Annotated in this window: 15 protein-coding genes; 5 read left to right on the top strand and 10 right to left on the bottom strand. The window is 64.1% G+C overall.

All coding sequences use genetic code 11. The features are described from left to right. Nucleotides 1–51: 51 nt before the first annotated feature. Nucleotides 52–942, bottom strand: a complete 891-nt coding sequence (locus DBO85_RS14370; protein ID WP_108107954.1) for an ATP-binding protein — start codon at nt 940–942, stop codon at nt 52–54. Nucleotides 943–1,051: 109 nt separating this feature from the next. Here DBO85_RS14370 and DBO85_RS14365 point away from each other — a divergent pair, with 109 nt between their 5' ends. Beyond that, entirely contained in the window at nt 1,052–3,373 is a 2,322-nt protein-coding gene (locus DBO85_RS14365; RefSeq protein ID WP_108107953.1) for a response regulator, read from the top strand. A gap of 39 nt (nt 3,374–3,412) precedes the next feature. Here DBO85_RS14365 and DBO85_RS14360 read toward each other — a convergent pair whose 3' ends face one another. The 3 genes from DBO85_RS14360 to msrB form a co-directional block, all read right to left on the bottom strand. Next, the gene (locus DBO85_RS14360) at nt 3,413–3,871 is read right to left on the bottom strand and encodes a MarR family winged helix-turn-helix transcriptional regulator (RefSeq protein WP_108107952.1); all 459 of its coding nucleotides are present in this window, start codon (nt 3,869–3,871) and stop codon (nt 3,413–3,415) included. Next, nucleotides 3,868–4,350, bottom strand: coding sequence for a glutathione peroxidase (locus DBO85_RS14355; RefSeq protein ID WP_108108358.1), 483 nt, complete (start codon nt 4,348–4,350; stop codon nt 3,868–3,870). The genes DBO85_RS14360 and DBO85_RS14355 overlap by 4 nt, the downstream gene beginning before the upstream one ends. A gap of 79 nt (nt 4,351–4,429) precedes the next feature. Then, a complete protein-coding gene (gene msrB / locus DBO85_RS14350; protein ID WP_108107951.1) occupies nt 4,430–4,828 on the bottom strand; it encodes a peptide-methionine (R)-S-oxide reductase MsrB in 399 nt (132 codons plus the stop codon). 153 nt (nt 4,829–4,981) lie between these two features. Here msrB and DBO85_RS14345 point away from each other — a divergent pair, with 153 nt between their 5' ends. The 3 genes from DBO85_RS14345 to htpX all read left to right on the top strand — a co-directional run bounded on the left by DBO85_RS14345 (nt 4,982) and on the right by htpX (nt 7,623). Further along, nucleotides 4,982–6,193 carry a pyridoxal phosphate-dependent aminotransferase gene (locus DBO85_RS14345; RefSeq protein ID WP_108107950.1) on the top strand — a complete coding sequence of 404 codons (1,212 nt, stop codon included), beginning with the start codon at nt 4,982–4,984 and terminating at the stop codon, nt 6,191–6,193. A 16-nt stretch (nt 6,194–6,209) separates the two neighbouring features. Beyond that, nucleotides 6,210–6,662, top strand: a complete 453-nt coding sequence (locus tag DBO85_RS14340; RefSeq protein ID WP_108107949.1) for a hypothetical protein — start codon at nt 6,210–6,212, stop codon at nt 6,660–6,662. Nucleotides 6,663–6,747: 85 nt separating this feature from the next. Next, nucleotides 6,748–7,623, top strand: coding sequence for a protease HtpX (htpX, locus tag DBO85_RS14335; RefSeq protein WP_108107948.1), 876 nt, complete (start codon nt 6,748–6,750; stop codon nt 7,621–7,623). 53 nt (nt 7,624–7,676) lie between these two features. Here htpX and DBO85_RS14330 read toward each other — a convergent pair whose 3' ends face one another. From DBO85_RS14330 to DBO85_RS14320, 3 genes are all read right to left on the bottom strand, one after another. Continuing rightward, nucleotides 7,677–8,105, bottom strand: a complete 429-nt coding sequence (locus tag DBO85_RS14330) for a hypothetical protein (protein WP_108107947.1) — start codon at nt 8,103–8,105, stop codon at nt 7,677–7,679. A 181-nt stretch (nt 8,106–8,286) separates the two neighbouring features. Next, the gene (locus DBO85_RS14325; RefSeq protein WP_108107946.1) at nt 8,287–9,096 is read right to left on the bottom strand and encodes an SDR family oxidoreductase; all 810 of its coding nucleotides are present in this window, start codon (nt 9,094–9,096) and stop codon (nt 8,287–8,289) included. A gap of 141 nt (nt 9,097–9,237) precedes the next feature. After that, on the bottom strand, nt 9,238–9,612 hold the full coding sequence (locus DBO85_RS14320; RefSeq protein WP_108107945.1) for a DUF2784 domain-containing protein: 375 nt from the start codon (nt 9,610–9,612) through the stop codon (nt 9,238–9,240). 177 nt (nt 9,613–9,789) lie between these two features. Here DBO85_RS14320 and DBO85_RS14315 point away from each other — a divergent pair, with 177 nt between their 5' ends. Then, the gene (locus DBO85_RS14315) at nt 9,790–9,948 is read left to right on the top strand and encodes a DUF3309 family protein (RefSeq protein ID WP_108107944.1); all 159 of its coding nucleotides are present in this window, start codon (nt 9,790–9,792) and stop codon (nt 9,946–9,948) included. Between the two features lie 332 nt (nt 9,949–10,280). On the opposite strand, the gene DBO85_RS14310 is transcribed toward DBO85_RS14315, so the two are convergent. The 3 genes from DBO85_RS14310 to DBO85_RS14300 all read right to left on the bottom strand — a co-directional run bounded on the left by DBO85_RS14310 (nt 10,281) and on the right by DBO85_RS14300 (nt 15,309). Beyond that, the gene (locus tag DBO85_RS14310; protein ID WP_108107943.1) at nt 10,281–11,954 is read right to left on the bottom strand and encodes a DEAD/DEAH box helicase; all 1,674 of its coding nucleotides are present in this window, start codon (nt 11,952–11,954) and stop codon (nt 10,281–10,283) included. 293 nt (nt 11,955–12,247) lie between these two features. Next, nucleotides 12,248–12,892 carry a methyl-accepting chemotaxis protein gene (locus DBO85_RS19740; RefSeq protein WP_407681478.1) on the bottom strand — a complete coding sequence of 215 codons (645 nt, stop codon included), beginning with the start codon at nt 12,890–12,892 and terminating at the stop codon, nt 12,248–12,250. A 1,664-nt stretch (nt 12,893–14,556) separates the two neighbouring features. Next, entirely contained in the window at nt 14,557–15,309 is a 753-nt protein-coding gene (locus tag DBO85_RS14300; protein WP_108107941.1) for a spermidine synthase, read from the bottom strand. Nucleotides 15,310–15,427 lie beyond the last annotated feature (118 nt).

Here is a 15,427-nt window from a genome sequence, read left to right as displayed (position 1 = left end):
CTGCGGCGACGATTTGCAGCATGCGCCAAGCTGTCTGCGGTGATCTGCTGATCAGCCACCTGCCTGCAGCAACTGCATGCCTACCCAGTGTCGGGCGAACTGCTGCGCGCAGCGGCCATTGCGATTGCCGCGCCCCAGCGCCCAGCGCAGCGCGGCCTTCTCCAGCTCCTCGCTCCACTGCCAGGAGCAATTGGCAGCCTCGGCGATCTGCCCCAGCCAGTGACGCACCACCGCCAGATAGTGGTCCTGGCTGAAGGGATAGAACGACAGCCAGAGGCCGAAGCGGTCGGACAATGCAATGCGGTCCTCGACTGCCTCGCTGGGGTGCAGCTCCTCGTCGACCCGCTGCCAGTTCTCGTTGTCACTCTGCTTTTCGGCCAGCAGATGCCGGCGATTCGACGTGGCATACAGCAGGACATTGTCCGGAGCACATTCGAGCGAGCCATCCAGCACACTCTTGAGCACGCGAAAGTCCGCCTCCCCGGCGTCGAATGACAGATCGTCACAGAACAGCACGAAGCGCTGGGGCAAGGCCCCGAGGCTTTCGACCACCTGCGGCAGATCCACCAGGCGGTCGCGCTCGATCTCGATCAGGCGCAATCCCTGCCCGGCAAAGCGCATCAGCAGGGCCCGGACCAGTGAAGACTTGCCGGTACCTCGCGCGCCCCAGAGCAGTGCGTGATTGGCCGGCATGCCGGCGACGAACTGGCGGGTATTGGCCAGCAGCAGGTCACGCTGGCGCTCGATACCCAGCAGATCGTCTAGCTGCAACCCGGAATCGACCCGCAGCGGTTTCAACCATCCATGCGCGCCCTGGCGCTGCCAGCGCGCCGCCAGGCACGACTGCCAGTCGATTGCACAGACTCGCGGGGGCAACATCGGCTCGAGACGGTCGAGAAGTAAACCGGCTCTCTCCAGAAAAGCCGTCAGGGACACTTGCATGCTTCACTCCTCGGTAATTTGTTTGCGGCACAGTTTGCGGCAGACAGCCTGGCAGGATCGGCTATGCTACGCCGCAGACGCACGGATACGAGATCGGCCCGGTCACTACATGGATATTTCGCCCACTCAGCGTCTGTCTTTCAAACAGGCCCGCCTCGCAGTTCTGATTGCCTTCATCCTCGGCACCCTGCTCAGCCTGATCCAGGTGAGCGTCGATTATGCCAGCGAGGATGCATCGATCGACCGCGAGATCCACGCGCTGCTGGAAATCAGCCATCAGCCGGCGGCGCGCATCGCCTACAACATCGACTCGGAGCTTGCCCGCGAGCTGGTCACCGGCCTGTTGCGCTCCCCGGCCGTAACCCGGGCGGAGATCGTCGACAATGCCGGCGTGCAGCTCGCCAGCGCCAGCCGTCCGAGCCAGCAGAGCGACTATCGGGTCGTCAGCGACTTCCTCTTCGGCGAGCGCCGGGAGTTCGAAGACGCGCTGTTCGTCGGCCAGGTACCTGTCGAAACCCTCGGCTGGCTGCGCATCGAGGTCGACACCTTCGCCTTCGGCTACAACTTCCTGCGCCGTGCCAGCCTCACCCTGCTGGCCGGCTTCGCCCGCACCCTCGGGCTCACCGCGATCCTGCTGGTGCTGTTCTATTTCATGCTGACCAAGCCGCTCAAGGGCGTGATCCAGTCGATCAGCGAGCGTGATCTGCGCCTGCCGCAAAGAAGGCGCCTGCCCTGCCCCAAAGGCCACGAACGCGATGAAATCGGCGTACTGGTACAGGTCACCAATCGCCAACTGGAGAGCATCGCCGCGGAGATGGACCAACGCGAGCAGGCCGAAGAGCGCCTGACCCGCTACCTCAACGAGCTGGAAAACATCGTTTCGGCACGCACCTCCGAGCTCAAGGCTGCCAACAGCAGCCTCACCCAGTCCAATGAGGAACTGGAGCGCGCACGCAGCCAGGCGCTGGAAACCGCGCAGGCACGCTCGGCCTTTCTGGCCAACATGAGTCACGAGATCCGCACGCCGCTCAATGGCCTGCTCGGCATGCTCTCACTGACGCTGGACAGCCCGCTGACCAGCGAACAGCGCCAGCAGCTCGCCATCGCCCATGACTCGGGCAAGATGCTGGTCGAACTGCTCAACGACATTCTCGACCTCTCCAAGTTCGAGGCCGGTCAGCTGGAGCTCGAAGCACTGGAGTTCGACCCGGCGGCACTGGTGGAAGAAACTGCGAACCTGCTGTCGCAGAATGCCGCCGCGGAGGTGGAACTCACCTGCCTGATCGCTGCTGATGTTCCCGCACGGGTGCTGGGTGACCCGACACGGTTCCGGCAGATTCTGATCAACCTGCTGTCCAACGCGCTCAAGTTCACCCGCGCAGGTCGTGTCGACCTGTTTCTCGAGACCACTGCCGATGGCATCCGTCTGCGCGTGCGCGATACCGGCATCGGCATCCCGGGCTACCTGCAGCAGCGCATCTTTCAGCCGTTCGCCCAGGCTGGCGCGGGAATCGCCCGTCAATATGGCGGCACCGGTTTGGGACTGGCGCTGACCCTGCGCCTGTGCGAGGCGATGCACGGCCAGTTGCGGCTGAGCTCCGAGGAAGGCCACGGCAGCGAGTTCATCGCGGAATTGCCGCTGCCGGCGCAACGTCCGCCGCAACGCCTGTCGAACATCGGCGGCCGGGTCGCGGCGGTATGCGCTCGAAACAGTGGACTGAATCAGCTGCTGCATGCTCTGTTGCCCGCCTGGGGCATCGACTATCTGCACCTCGAGGAAGCCAATTCGCAGAGTCTGAGCGATTGCGATCTGCTGATCTGCGACACCCCCGAGGCGCTTCAGCCACTGCGCCAGCTGGGCACCCAGCCTCTGCTGCTGGTCAGTGTCTACAGCACCTTCCTGCCCATCGAGCAGGTTGCAGCGCTGGCACCCTTCGAGCAACTGGCTCGGCCGCTGAGCCGAGCCACACTTCACGCAGCATTGACTCGCCTGCTGCAGCCCGGATTACCGGAGACCGCGGCAGCGAATCCTGACGACGCGAGCAAGGAACGCCTGGCCAGAGTGCTGCTGGTCGAGGACAACAACGTCAACCAGCTGGTCGCCAAGGGCATGCTGAACAAGCTCGGGTATGACGTACTGGTCGCAGGGCATGGCGGCGAAGCGCTCGAGTGCCTGGAGCGCGAGGCGGTCGACCTGGTACTGATGGATTGCAACATGCCGGTCATGGATGGCTACGAGGCGAGCCGCAGAATTCGCCAGAACCCCGCCTGGCAGAACCTGCCGATAGTCGCGCTGACCGCCAATGCGCTGGCCGACGAGCGCGAGCGCTGCCAGAACGCCGGCATGAACGATTACCTGGCCAAGCCGTTCCGCCGTGAAGAACTGGTAGCGATCCTCGAACACTGGCTGCACGGCAGGGGCATGGACTGAAGGTAGCTGTACCCTGAGCCAGTGCGTCGGCTAAAAACCCTAGACCAGTCGTTCCAGCAGGCGATCCAGCCCTTCACGCATGCGGGCCAGCTCTTCGGGGTCTTCGCCGAGGGCGCAGAGCAGGGATTCACGCAGCGCCGGCACCTGCTCACGCAGCCGACTACCCGCCTCGCTGAGCGCAATATGCACTTCTCGCTCATCCTTGGGCGAGCGCCGGCGCTGTAGAAAACCCGCCTGCTCCAGGCGCTTGAGCAGTGGCGTCAGGGTGCCGGAATCCAGCTGAAGGCGTTCGCCGAGAGCCTTGACGGTGGGCTGCGCCGGCGCCTCGCGCTGCCACTCCCACAGCACCAGCATGACCAGGTACTGCGGATAGGTCAGGCCCAGTGCATCGAGCATCGGCTTGTAGCCACGCATCACCGCCCGCGAGGCCGCGTAGAGCTTGAAGCACAGCTGATTGTCCAGCAGCAGCGCCGCATCACCTTCGAGCACGTGACTCATTCCAGCAGCGCCTCGATCTCACCGGCCAGTTGCTCGGGCGTGGTAGTCGGCGCGAAGCGCTTGACCTTGCCGTTGGCGTCGACCAGGAACTTGGTGAAGTTCCACTTCACCCCCTTGCTACCCAGCAGACCCGGCGCGCGACGCTTGAGCTCGGTGAACAGCGGGTGTGCGTCGGAACCGTTGACCTCGATCTTGCTCAGCAGCGGGAAACTCACGCCGTAGTTCAGCTCGCAGAACTCGGAGATGGTTTCGGCACTACCCGGCTCCTGCTTGCCGAACTGATTGCAGGGAAACCCGAGCACCACCAGGCCACGCTCGCCATAGCGTTTCCACAACTCCTCAAGCCCCTTGTACTGCGGGGTGAAGCCGCACTTGCTCGCGGTGTTGACGACCAGCACGGCCTTGCCATCGAAGTCGGCAAGGGTCTTCTGCTCGCCACGCGGGGTATTGAAGGGGATTTCGAAAAGCGCGTCGCTCATGGCGATCACCTCAGCAGCTGCGGGAAAGGCGCAATAGTAGCGCCACATTAAATTGCACACAATCCATTACTGATCCACCCTACTCCTCGCGCGGCACCAGGCGCAGCGCCACGGAGTTGATGCAGTAGCGCAGCCCGGTCGGCGCCGGACCATCCTCGAACACATGCCCCAGATGTGCAGCGCAGCGCGCACAGAGCACCTCGACCCGGCGCATCCCGTGGCTGAGGTCCTCACGCTCGGTAATCGCCTGCGGGTCAATCGGCGCAAAGTAGCTGGGCCAGCCACAACCGGAGTCGAACTTGGCGCGGGAGTCGAACAGCGGTGTATCGCAACAGATGCAGTGATAGACGCCCGGCGTCTTGGTGGCGTGATAGCGGCCGGTAAAGGGCCTTTCGGTAGCCGCCAACCGACACACCTGGAACGACTCGTCCGGCAGTTCCTCGCGCCATTGCTCCAGCGGCTTCTCGATTCTGTTCATTGTGCTCTCCAACTTGAGGAAAAAAGCCCGCAGCGGCCTTGGCCGTCGCTCGGGCCGCAACGTATGATTCGCCCCCAGTCTGTCACCCGCGTCTCATCAGTGCCAAGGCCCGCCCCTGGCTCGCGTGGCGACATCCATTTCGGGATCACATCGATGCAGATCAGCAAATCCAACAAGCTCGCCAACGTCTGTTACGACATTCGCGGCCCGGTGCTCAAGCATGCCAAGCGCCTGGAAGACGAAGGCCAGCGCATCCTCAAGCTGAACATCGGCAACCCCGCGCCGTTCGGCTTCGAGGCGCCGGAAGAGATCCTCCAGGATGTGATCCGCAACCTGCCCACCGCCCAGGGCTACAGCGACTCCAAGGGTCTGTTCAGCGCGCGCAAGGCAGTGATGCAGTACTACCAGCAGAAGCAGGTGGAAGGCATCACCATCGAAGACATCTACCTGGGCAACGGTGTTTCCGAGCTGATCGTGATGTGCATGCAGGCGTTGCTCAACAACGGCGACGAAGTACTGATCCCGGCGCCTGACTACCCGCTGTGGACCGCTGCCGTGAGCCTGGCCGGCGGCAAGCCGGTGCACTACCTGTGCGACGAGCAGGCCAACTGGTGGCCCGACCTGGCCGACATCAAGGCCAAGATCACCCCCAATACCCGCGCCCTGGTGCTGATCAACCCGAACAACCCGACCGGCGCCGTGTATTCGAAGGAAGTACTCGAAGGCATGGTCGAGCTGGCGCGCCAGCACAACCTGGTGCTGTTCTCCGACGAGATCTACGACAAGATTCTTTACGACCAGGCCGTGCATATCTGCACCGCCTCGCTGGCCCCCGACGTACTCTGTCTGACCTTCAACGGCCTGTCCAAGAGCTACCGCGTCGCCGGCTTCCGCTCCGGCTGGGTGGCCATCTCCGGGCCCAAGCACAAGGCGCAGAGCTATATCGAAGGCATCGACATCCTCGCCAACATGCGCCTGTGCGCCAACGTCCCGGCGCAGCACGCGATCCAGACGGCGCTGGGCGGCTACCAGAGCATCAACGACCTGGTGCTGCCACCGGGTCGCCTGCTGGAGCAGCGCAACCGCGCCTGGGAGTTGCTCAACGACATCCCCGGCGTCAGCTGCGTCAAGCCGATGGGCGCGCTCTACGCCTTTCCGAAGATCGATCCGAAGATCTGCCCGATCCATAACGACGAGAAATTCGTGCTCGATCTGCTGCTCTCGGAAAAGCTGCTGGTGGTCCAGGGCACCGCGTTCAACTGGCCCTGGCCGGATCACTTCCGGGTAGTCACCCTGCCCCGCGTCGACGACCTGGAGCAGGCCATCGGCCGCATCGGCAACTTCCTCAAGACCTACAGCCAGTAGGCCGGCCCCAGCGCACATGGATCTGCAGATCGACGATTTCTACAAGGACGCCGCCAGCGCCCTGCTGATGCTCTACCAGGCATTTCCGCGCAAGGCGGCGATCTATGTCGAAGACCTCATCGGCCGCGAGGAGCCGGACGAGTTCGGCCTGCCGACCAAGCGCCACCAGAGCTGCCTGGGTACGCTGCTGTGGCTGGCCGACGAGGGCTATCTGCGCTACGAGTCGACCATCGCCTACGACGCCATCGACCAGGCGGTACTCAGCGAGAAGGGCTTCCTGCGCCTGACCCGCAGCATTCCGCACCTGGCCCATGCCGGCGAGGAACTGCCTCCGAGCGTGCGCCGCGTGCACGCCACCCTGGCCTATCAGCTGCGCGAGGCCATTGCCAGCCACTCCAGCGAGCGGATCGCCCGCCTCACTCGCCTGCTGTTCGAACCGAGAAGCTCTGGCACGGCCGACACAGCTTGAAATGGTCGCTCGGTTGAAAGGCCTGGGCGCCCCCCTTATATAGCCCGCATCATTCCTCTTCCCGCTTCCTGGAGAGCGTCGCCTGATGATGCGCATCTTTCTATTCCTGGCCACCAACATGGCCATCCTGGTCATCGCCAGCATCACCCTCAAACTGCTCGGCGTCGATCGCTTCACCGGGCAGAACTACGGCAGCCTGCTGGTGTTCTGCGCCGTGTTCGGCTTCGCCGGCTCGATCATTTCGCTGCTGCTGTCGAAGTGGATGGCGAAGATGGGCACTCGCACCCAGGTCATCACCCAGCCGCAGACCCGCCACGAGCAATGGCTGCTGCAGACCGTCGAGCAACTGTCCCGCGAGGCCGGCATCAAGATGCCCGAGGTGGGCATCTTTCCCGACCACGCCGCCAACGCCTTCGCCACCGGCTGGAACCGCAACGATGCACTGGTCGCCGTCAGCCAGGGGCTGCTGGAGCGTTTTTCGCCGGACGAGGTGCGCGCCGTCCTGGCCCACGAGATCGGCCACGTCGCCAATGGCGACATGGTCACCCTGGCGCTGATCCAGGGTGTGGTGAACACCTTCGTGATGTTCTTCGCGCGGATCTTCGGCAACTTCGTCGACAAGGCGATCCTCAAGAACGAGGACGGCCACGGCCCCGGCTTCTGGATCGCCACCCTCTTTGCCGAGGTGGTACTGGGCATTCTCGCCAGCATCATCGTCATGTGGTTCTCGCGCCGCCGCGAGTTCCGTGCCGACGAAGCCGGCGCACAGCTGGCCGGCACCGCTGCGATGATCGGCGCCCTGCAGCGCCTGAAGGCAGAGCAGGGCCTGCCGGTCCATATGCCGGACAGCCTGACCGCGTTCGGCATCAACTCGGCGAAGAAATCCGGCTTCGCCCAGCTGTTCATGACCCACCCGCCGCTGGACGATCGTATCGAAGCGCTGCGTCAGCGCAGTCGCTGACAGCCGCAAACGAAAACGCCGCCCATCGAGGCGGCGTTTTTCATTGCCCGGACTCAGCCGCGCAGATTGCCTTCGCGTTCCCAGGCACAGCGCACCCGCAAGCCACCCTCGCGGGGGCTGTGGAAACCCTGCTCGGACTCCCAGCGAAAGGTATGCATGCCGTTGAGCTCGGTTTCCAGATGCACCACGGCGCTGGACCAGTACAAACGCGTGAGCAGCGCCTCGAACTGTTCGACCCACAGGCTCCACTCGTACTCGACCGCCCTGTAGCTCGCGCCAAAGTGGATCACCTGGGTCATGTACAGACCGTCACCGGCGATGTCGCAGCAGGAGAACATCTCCCGACCGAGGAAGGGCCAGGCGTCGCCGCTGGGCAACGCCGCCAGCTCGCGCGCATTCAGCGTACGGCGCATGCGCGCCTCGGCCGTATCACTGGCCGGCCAGTCGCGAATACAGCCGTAGACGATGGATTCCGACTCCACGCAGCCACTCCTGATGAACGAAGGCAGCCTTCTAACACAGGCCATCGCGCCGGGGGAAGCGATGCGGATCGAAGATGCGAATTGCTCGGCGGGGTCTCGGCGTTGCGCCGATGAGAGCGGTGTGACGGGGAACTTTTACTGACGTCAGGCTCCGGACAGAAATGCCCGGAGCCTGCCTGGATCAGTTCTGGCTCATCTTGGCGCGCATGCGCAGACCCATCTGCTCCATCTCGTCGTAGAGCGCCTGCGGATTGGTCTGCTTGAGTGCCCAGGCAGCCCGCGACTGCTCGTGTGGCAGGATCATGAAGTCGCCCTTCTCGATGCACTGATACATGTAGTCGGCGATGTCGGCCGCGCTGATCGGCGAGCTTTCCAGCAGCTTGCTGAACTGCGACTTCATCGAGGTGGTCGGACCGCGGTAGGAGTCCAGCAGATTGGTCTGGAAGAACGACGGGCAGACCACATGAACGCTGACGCCCTTGGGCTTCAGCTCGGCCAGCAGGCTTTCCGACAGTGCCACCACACCGGCCTTGGCAACGTTGTAGTTGCTCATCGCCGGGCCCTGCATCAGCGCAGCCATGGAAGCGATATTGACGATGCGCCCCTGGCTTTTCTCGATCAGCGGCAGGAAGGCCTTGGCGCTTTTCACCACACCCATCAGGTTGATGCTGATCTGCCAGTCCCAGTCTTCCAGCGACAGTTCCTCGAAGAAGCCGCCGCCGGCCACGCCGGCGTTGTTGACGATCACATCGATGCCGCCGAGCTTTACCTCACAGGCCTGGGCGAATGCCGTCAGCTGGCTGTAGTCGCGCACATCGCAACGCTGGGTGAAGCCATCGCCGCCGGCCTCACGGACCATCGCCAGGGTTTCCGCCAGGCCCTTGTCGTTGATGTCGGCCAGCGCCAGTTGCCAGCCCTCGCGCGCCCAGCGCAGGGCGATTTCGCGACCGAGACCCGAACCTGCGCCGGTAACCATCATGCGGTTTTGCATACTGTGAGTGCCTTATGAGTAGTTCAGGAGAGATTGGCGCCAGTGTAGCCAAGGAAATTCTCCGAACCACGCTGCATCAGGCTGATGAATGACCAGAGCAAACCGCCAAATGGGCGACGCCAATCCTCGTGAAACCACCGCTCAAGCCCCCGTCCTTCCTCGCCTGCGCAGCAAGAGCGCGGCGTAGACGCTCAGATTGATCAGCAGCACCAGCGCCCCCATCCACAGTTGAATAGTGGGCGTCAGCCCGGCGGGATAGATCAGCGGAATCAGATAGTGCTCGATGAAGCCGCCGTCGTAGCCCTGCTGACCGGCCGCCTGGCGCAGCTCGTTCTCCAGCGGGGTCAGCGGACAGTACAAGCGAAAGAACTCGACACTCATGCCCCAGGCCGCGGCAGGTAGATGCAGCAGCGCAAGCCACGGGCGGAAGAACACCAGCAGACCGCCGAGCAGCACGAAGACAATGAACAGCAGGTGAAACAGCACCAGCGCATCGGCGGCAAAACGGTACAGCATCGAGCAACCTCCTAGTCGATGGAGCGGCAGATCCCGCGCGACAAGCCAGTCTCGCCCCACGACCGGCCGCCGCCCGCGGATGAATCTTTGTCGCAGCGCAGAGTCGGTACATACAGGCACTTCCGCCCGCCTCCGGCTAGACCGAGGCTTCACCCAAAGCATGCGAGGGAACACATTATGGGCCTGGGTACCATCCTGATAGTCGTGTTGATTGTGCTACTGATCGGCGGTCTGCCGTTATTCCCCCATTCGAGAAGCTGGGGCTACGGCCCGTCCGGCGTACTCGGCACCCTGCTGATCGTGGTCCTGGTCCTGGTACTGCTTGGAATGATCTAGCAACACCGTATACCGAGCCGGCCTGCGCAGGCAGCCGGCTCGCCACACCTGCATTTTCCACCCCCACTCATTTTCCACCCCCACTACAGCCGCCACTCTTATCTGCAGCATCCAGCGGACGGCAGACATGCAGCGGTTGCCAAACCCGCCTCCCCCGTCGCAACACTCGACTCGACAAGTACAGGACACAGCAAACAGAGCGCCTTGCGCCCGCGAGCAGCCCAGCTCGACGGCGCTGAGTACCGCTGCGCGGACGGCAGACATGAAAAAGCCCGTGTCTTTCGACACGGGCTTTCTAGATCGAGCGGAGCCGCGCCAGGCGCGGCGCCTGATCAGTCTTCGCGGTAGCGACGCAGTTTCAGCGCCTTGCCGGCGACACGGGTGTCCTTGAGCTTGCCCAGCAGACGGTCAAGACCGTCTTCCGGCAACTCGACCAGGCTGAAGCTCTCACGCACCTGGATGCGGCCGATGGCCTCACGCGCCAGGCCACCCTCGTTGAGGATCGCACCGAGCAGGTTACCGGCGGCCACGCCGTCACGCAGACCCAGTGCGGTGCGGCAACGTGCGCGACCTTCGGCCAGCGGTACCGGCGCACGACGCTCGCGGTACTCGCCACGCTCGCTGCCGGCAGGACGCTCGCTGGAGCGCTCGCGCGGACCGGAAGTCGGCACCAGCGGCTGCTCGCGCTCCAGATCAGCCAGGGACAGGCTCTGACCGTTGGTGGCCTTGCGCAGCAGGGCTGCGGCCAGGGCGCGCGGGCTGCAGCCGATGTCCGCGGTCAGACGATCAAGCAGTTCGCCGTGGGTCGACTCGGCGTCGGCAACCAGCGGAGCGAGGCTGGCGGTGAGTTTCTTGATCCGCGCATCCAGTACCTGCTGGCCGTTGGGCAGACGGACCTCGGCAACCTTCTGCCCGGTGACGCGCTCGATCACCTGCAGCATGCGGCGCTCACGCGGCGTCACCAGCAGCAGCGCGCGACCTTCGCGACCGGCACGGCCGGTACGACCGATACGGTGCACGTAGGACTCCGGATCGTAGGGCATGTCGACGTTGAAGACGTGGGTGATGCGCGGTACATCGAGGCCACGAGCGGCCACGTCGGTGGCGACCACGATGTCCAGGCGACCGTCCTTGAGCGACTCGATGACCCGCTCACGCTGGTTCTGGGCGATGTCGCCATTCAGCGCGGCGGCCTTGTAGCCCTTGGCTTCCAGCGCGGCGGCCAGGTCCAGGGTGGCCTGCTTGGTACGCACGAAGGCGATCAGCGCATCGAATTCCTCGACTTCCAGCAGACGCAGCACGGCGGCGATCTTCTGGTCGGCATGGACCATCATGTGCGCCTGGTCGATGCGGGCTACGGTCTGGGTCTTGGCAGCGATCTTGATGTGCTGGGGATCGCGCAGATGCTTCTCGGCGATGCCGCGGATCGAGCTCGGCAGGGTCGCGGAGAACAGCACGGTCTGACGGGTGGCCGGGATGGCCTGGAAGATCACTTCCAGGTCATCCATGAAGCCGAGCTTGAGCATCTCGTCGGCCTCGTCCAGCACCAGGTGCTGGATGGTGCCGAGCAGGTTGGCATTGCGGCTCAGATGGTCGACCAGACGCCCCGGGGTGGCGACGATGATCTGCGCGCCCTGGCGGATGGCCTTGAGCTGCGGGCCCATGGGCGCGCCGCCGTAGACGGCAACCACGGTGACACCGGGGATGCGCTTGGAGTAGGTCTCGAACGCGGTGGCTACCTGCAGTGCGAGTTCGCGAGTCGGCGCCAGGATCAGTGCCTGCAGTTCACGCTTGGCCGGATCGATGCGATGCAGGATCGGCAGCGCGAAGGCAGCGGTCTTGCCGGTGCCGGTCTGCGCCTGACCGATCATGTCGTGGCCGGCGAGGATCACCGGGATCGCCTGGGACTGAATGGGGGACGGCTCTTCGTAACCGGTATCGACTACCGCCGCGACAATATTGGAGTTGAGTCCGAGCGCGGCGAAGCCGCCGAGTTCCTGGGTCATGGGTCTATGCCTCTATGCATCTGCAAAGACCCATGTTCCAAAGCTGCGCGTGCCGTGTAGAACCCGAAGGTAACCCTGGCAGCCATGTCGGCGGGGATTTGCAAAGATGTCTTGGATGGATGAATCGTCAAGAATGATCCGGCTTGCGGATCTTCAGTCGCCAGCCCTGGCCGGCGAAGGGGATTGCCCAACTTGAACGTGGCCCGAAGTCAGGCCGGCGCGAATCATACCGGAAAAGCAGAACCAGTGCTCATCTTTCGCAGGCACCGCGCGGTGCCTGCGAAAGTCTCTGCTCAAGCCGCCAGCTCGTTTGCGTCGCTGACCCGGAACTGCCCCACCAGCTGCTGCAGCTTGCCGGCGGTGTGACGCACCCGCTCGGCACTGTCCTGCAGTACACCCAGGGTCTGGCCCATACTGTTGGAAGCCGCATCGACGCTGCGGATGGTCTGCCCGTAGTCCAGGCTGCGCTGATGCAACTGCTCGATGACTTCGAACATGCGCTCCACCGTCTGGTGCAGCTGCACGTTCTCCGAAGACGCCTCCTCGGTCAGGCGCAGACTGGCGTCCACCTCCGCGACCCCACCCTGCATGAAGGCCACCGCGCCACGGGTCTGTTGCTGCAGCCCCTCGACCAGCCGGCGGATGTCTTCCGCCGCCCTCGCGGTACGCTGCGCCAGCGAACGCACCTCGCCGGCCACCACGGCGAAGCCGCGACCATGGTCGCCCGCCCGCGCCGCCTCGATGGCCGCGTTCAACGCCAGCAGATTGGTCTGGGTGGTGATATCGCTGATCAGCGCAACCATCGCGTCGATCTCGCCCATCCGACTGTCCAGCTGTTGCACGCTCTGCGCCGAGCGCTCGACCACGTCGCGAATGTTGCAGGTGCCCTGGCGCACAGTCTCGAAGCGCTCCCTGGCACGCAGTACCACCTGATCCATTGCCGCCTTCATCTGCTCCGCGGTCATCGAGGCCTGCTGAATCTCGCCGAGCTGCTCTTCCACCAGGAGCAGCAGCTGGTGCACCGAATCGGCCACGCTGCGAGTGGTCTGGCCTGCCTCGCCGCTGCGTTCGAGCATCAGCTCGTTGTCCTGACGCACATGGCTGGAAACCCTTATCACCTTGCCGACCACGCCATCCAGACTGTCGATGAAGCTGTTGATCCAGCGCCCCATGTCGCCGGTCTCGTCGGCCTGCAGTCGCGTCGGATCGAGTCGCTGGCGCAGATTGCCGCCGCCTTCGGCAATGGTGCGAATCAGCTCGGTCATCTCACCCATCCGCGCCGCCAGCCGGCCCGGGCCGCGACGAGCAAAGAACCAGGCACCGCCAGCCAGCAGTACCGCATCGACCAGATACATCCAGCCCTGCGACAGGCTGGAGAACTCGCGTAGCAGACCCCCGCAGAGAAACACGCAGAGCACCGTCAGCAGATAGGTCTTCATCAACCCGACGCTCAGCGAGCGACGCCGATAGACCTCGGCCAGATCCGCCTCGCACATCATCCCCCAGCGATCCGGCGAGCCGGGCAGCTCGAAGGTCAGCCCCTTGCCGATGACCGGAATGTGGCGGTAGTCGGAATAGCCCGGATAGTCGACAAACAGATTGCTGCCACGAGCGATGGTCTCGCGCACGCCGGGGTGCAACTGGCCGGTTGCCGGGTCGGTGAAGCGCAACTCCAGTTCAGTGTGCTCGCGCACCCTCACCACGCCCCAGTCGGTGTGCACGCCGCTCTTGAGGTTCTCGCCATGACTGAAGGTGGAGTCCTCGAAACGCGAGCGCGACAGGGCTGTACCCTGGCTGATCGTCGGATCGAAGCGCGAGTCGACCATGAACAGGTAGTTGTCACCCGACTCCGGATAGATGTGTCCGGCCTCGCGCTGGATCAGATCACCCAGCACATCGTTGGGCACCCGCGCACAGAGGCAGCCCCGGGTGCCGTCGGCCGCAAGAATCGGCTGATAGAACATCAGCGTCACCGCGTCATGGAAGCGCGAGGTCGACGCCCCCAGCGCCAGGGTCTCCGGATCGCGGTAGGGACCGTGCAGGAATGGCTGCTTCAGTCCCAGCGCCAGCGCCCGCGACTCGCTCGTCAGCCGCCCGACCCGCTGCGGCCGGGATGACGCAAGCACGCGACCCTGCAGATCGACCACGAACAGCTCCGACAGATCGGCCAGCTGCTCGTGCTTGCGTGCCAAGGTCGCCGAATCCAGCCGGGGCATCTCGCCGCCGCTGGCCGCTGCCAGCTCCGCCAGTTGCGCCCAGTGGCCCGCGACCCATTCGCGCAGCAGGCCTACGCGGGTCTGGGCGATACCTTCGAAGGTCTGCTCCAGTGAAGGCCGGATATCGCGGTTGAGCCAGCACGACCAGCCCATGCTCAGGCGCTGGGACCAAGGCAACCAGGCGCGCTCGGCTACAGAAAGGTGCATGTAGGAACCCTGAGATCTGCTCATCGCTATTTTCGCCATCATTGAAAACCTGAGGCTTTACAGCAATTTACAGACCATGACCGGTAAGTCTCGAATTTGCGCCTTCGGCGACCACCAGCAACGCACCATTACGATGCAAGCAGCTCATCGAGGGGCGAAATCGGTGCGGCGCCTTGCACCTAAGTGGCCGGGCGCATTCCCTCCAGCAGCGGCAACAGTGAATACCCCAGGCGCGGCGCCAGATGCTGCGCTCGGGCGGCAAGTTCGGTGGTATCCGGCAGCTGATCCAGGGAGGCCGGGACCAGCAGGATCACGTTGCCCTCCTTCACCGGGATTTCCCAGTAGTGGCGCAGATAGAGCCCGCGCAGCAAGGCCGCGCCCAGCGGTTTGCCGTCATTGCCGGCCCACTGGTTGATGATCAGCCAGCCACCGGGCTGCAGGCGCTGCTGACAGGCTTCGAGGAATTTCCACGCCAGGTGACCGGCAGAGGGCCCGGTGTCGGTGTACAGGTCGACGAAGATCAGATCGGCCGGCTCCGCACTGTCGAGCAACTCCAGCGCATCGCCGATGCGGATGTACAGGCGCGGATCATCGGCCAGGCCCAGATACTCGGCGGCCAGGCGCGGCACATCGGCGCGCAGCTCGATCACCTCGACATCATCCAGTGGCAGAAACTTCAGGCAAGCCTGCATCAGTGTGCCGGCGCCCAGACCGAGAAACAGCGCCGACTCCGGCGCCGGATGCGCCAGCGCGCCAAGCAGCATCGCGCGGGTGTAGTCGTACTCCAGCCAGCTCGGATCCGCGGTGAACACGCAGCTCTGCTCGATTGCCTCACCGAACTCGAGAAAGCGATAGGCGCCCACCTCCAACACACGGATGACGCCATGCTCGTCGTGCACCTCGGTGAGCAGCTGCTCCTCCTCCTGGTCCATACCCTCTCCTCGCCATGTGGCGAATGCTGAAAACGAAGTGCCTTGAGGAATGCGCCGAAAGCTCGCGCTGACGACCTACCCATCCAGCTGGCCAGACCCGGCTCGCTGATTCAGAGAC

It is taken from the genome of Pseudomonas mangrovi, from assembly GCF_003052585.1.
Classification (GTDB): Bacteria; Pseudomonadota; Gammaproteobacteria; order Pseudomonadales; family Pseudomonadaceae; genus Aquipseudomonas; species Aquipseudomonas mangrovi.
Note: the sequence above shows the minus strand (reverse complement) of the source record. Positions and strands in the feature narration are given on the sequence as shown.

What these genes read in the sequence shown, in the direction of transcription:
- DBO85_RS14370 (WP_108107954.1), bottom strand. Translation starts at nt 942, where the DNA reads ATGCAAGTGTCCCTGACGGCTTTTCTGGAGAGAGCCGGTTTACTTCTC.
- DBO85_RS14365 (WP_108107953.1), top strand. Translation starts at nt 1,052, where the DNA reads ATGGATATTTCGCCCACTCAGCGTCTGTCTTTCAAACAGGCCCGCCTC.
- DBO85_RS14360 (WP_108107952.1), bottom strand. Translation starts at nt 3,871, where the DNA reads ATGAGTCACGTGCTCGAAGGTGATGCGGCGCTGCTGCTGGACAATCAG.
- DBO85_RS14355 (WP_108108358.1), bottom strand. Translation starts at nt 4,350, where the DNA reads ATGAGCGACGCGCTTTTCGAAATCCCCTTCAATACCCCGCGTGGCGAG.
- msrB (WP_108107951.1), bottom strand. Translation starts at nt 4,828, where the DNA reads ATGAACAGAATCGAGAAGCCGCTGGAGCAATGGCGCGAGGAACTGCCG.
- DBO85_RS14345 (WP_108107950.1), top strand. Translation starts at nt 4,982, where the DNA reads ATGCAGATCAGCAAATCCAACAAGCTCGCCAACGTCTGTTACGACATT.
- DBO85_RS14340 (WP_108107949.1), top strand. Translation starts at nt 6,210, where the DNA reads ATGGATCTGCAGATCGACGATTTCTACAAGGACGCCGCCAGCGCCCTG.
- htpX (WP_108107948.1), top strand. Translation starts at nt 6,748, where the DNA reads ATGATGCGCATCTTTCTATTCCTGGCCACCAACATGGCCATCCTGGTC.
- DBO85_RS14325 (WP_108107946.1), bottom strand. Translation starts at nt 9,096, where the DNA reads ATGCAAAACCGCATGATGGTTACCGGCGCAGGTTCGGGTCTCGGTCGC.
- DBO85_RS14320 (WP_108107945.1), bottom strand. Translation starts at nt 9,612, where the DNA reads ATGCTGTACCGTTTTGCCGCCGATGCGCTGGTGCTGTTTCACCTGCTG.
- DBO85_RS14315 (WP_108107944.1), top strand. Translation starts at nt 9,790, where the DNA reads ATGGGCCTGGGTACCATCCTGATAGTCGTGTTGATTGTGCTACTGATC.
- DBO85_RS14310 (WP_108107943.1), bottom strand. Translation starts at nt 11,954, where the DNA reads ATGACCCAGGAACTCGGCGGCTTCGCCGCGCTCGGACTCAACTCCAAT.
- DBO85_RS19740 (WP_407681478.1), bottom strand. Translation starts at nt 12,892, where the DNA reads ATGGATCAGGTGGTACTGCGTGCCAGGGAGCGCTTCGAGACTGTGCGC.
- DBO85_RS14300 (WP_108107941.1), bottom strand. Translation starts at nt 15,309, where the DNA reads ATGGACCAGGAGGAGGAGCAGCTGCTCACCGAGGTGCACGACGAGCAT.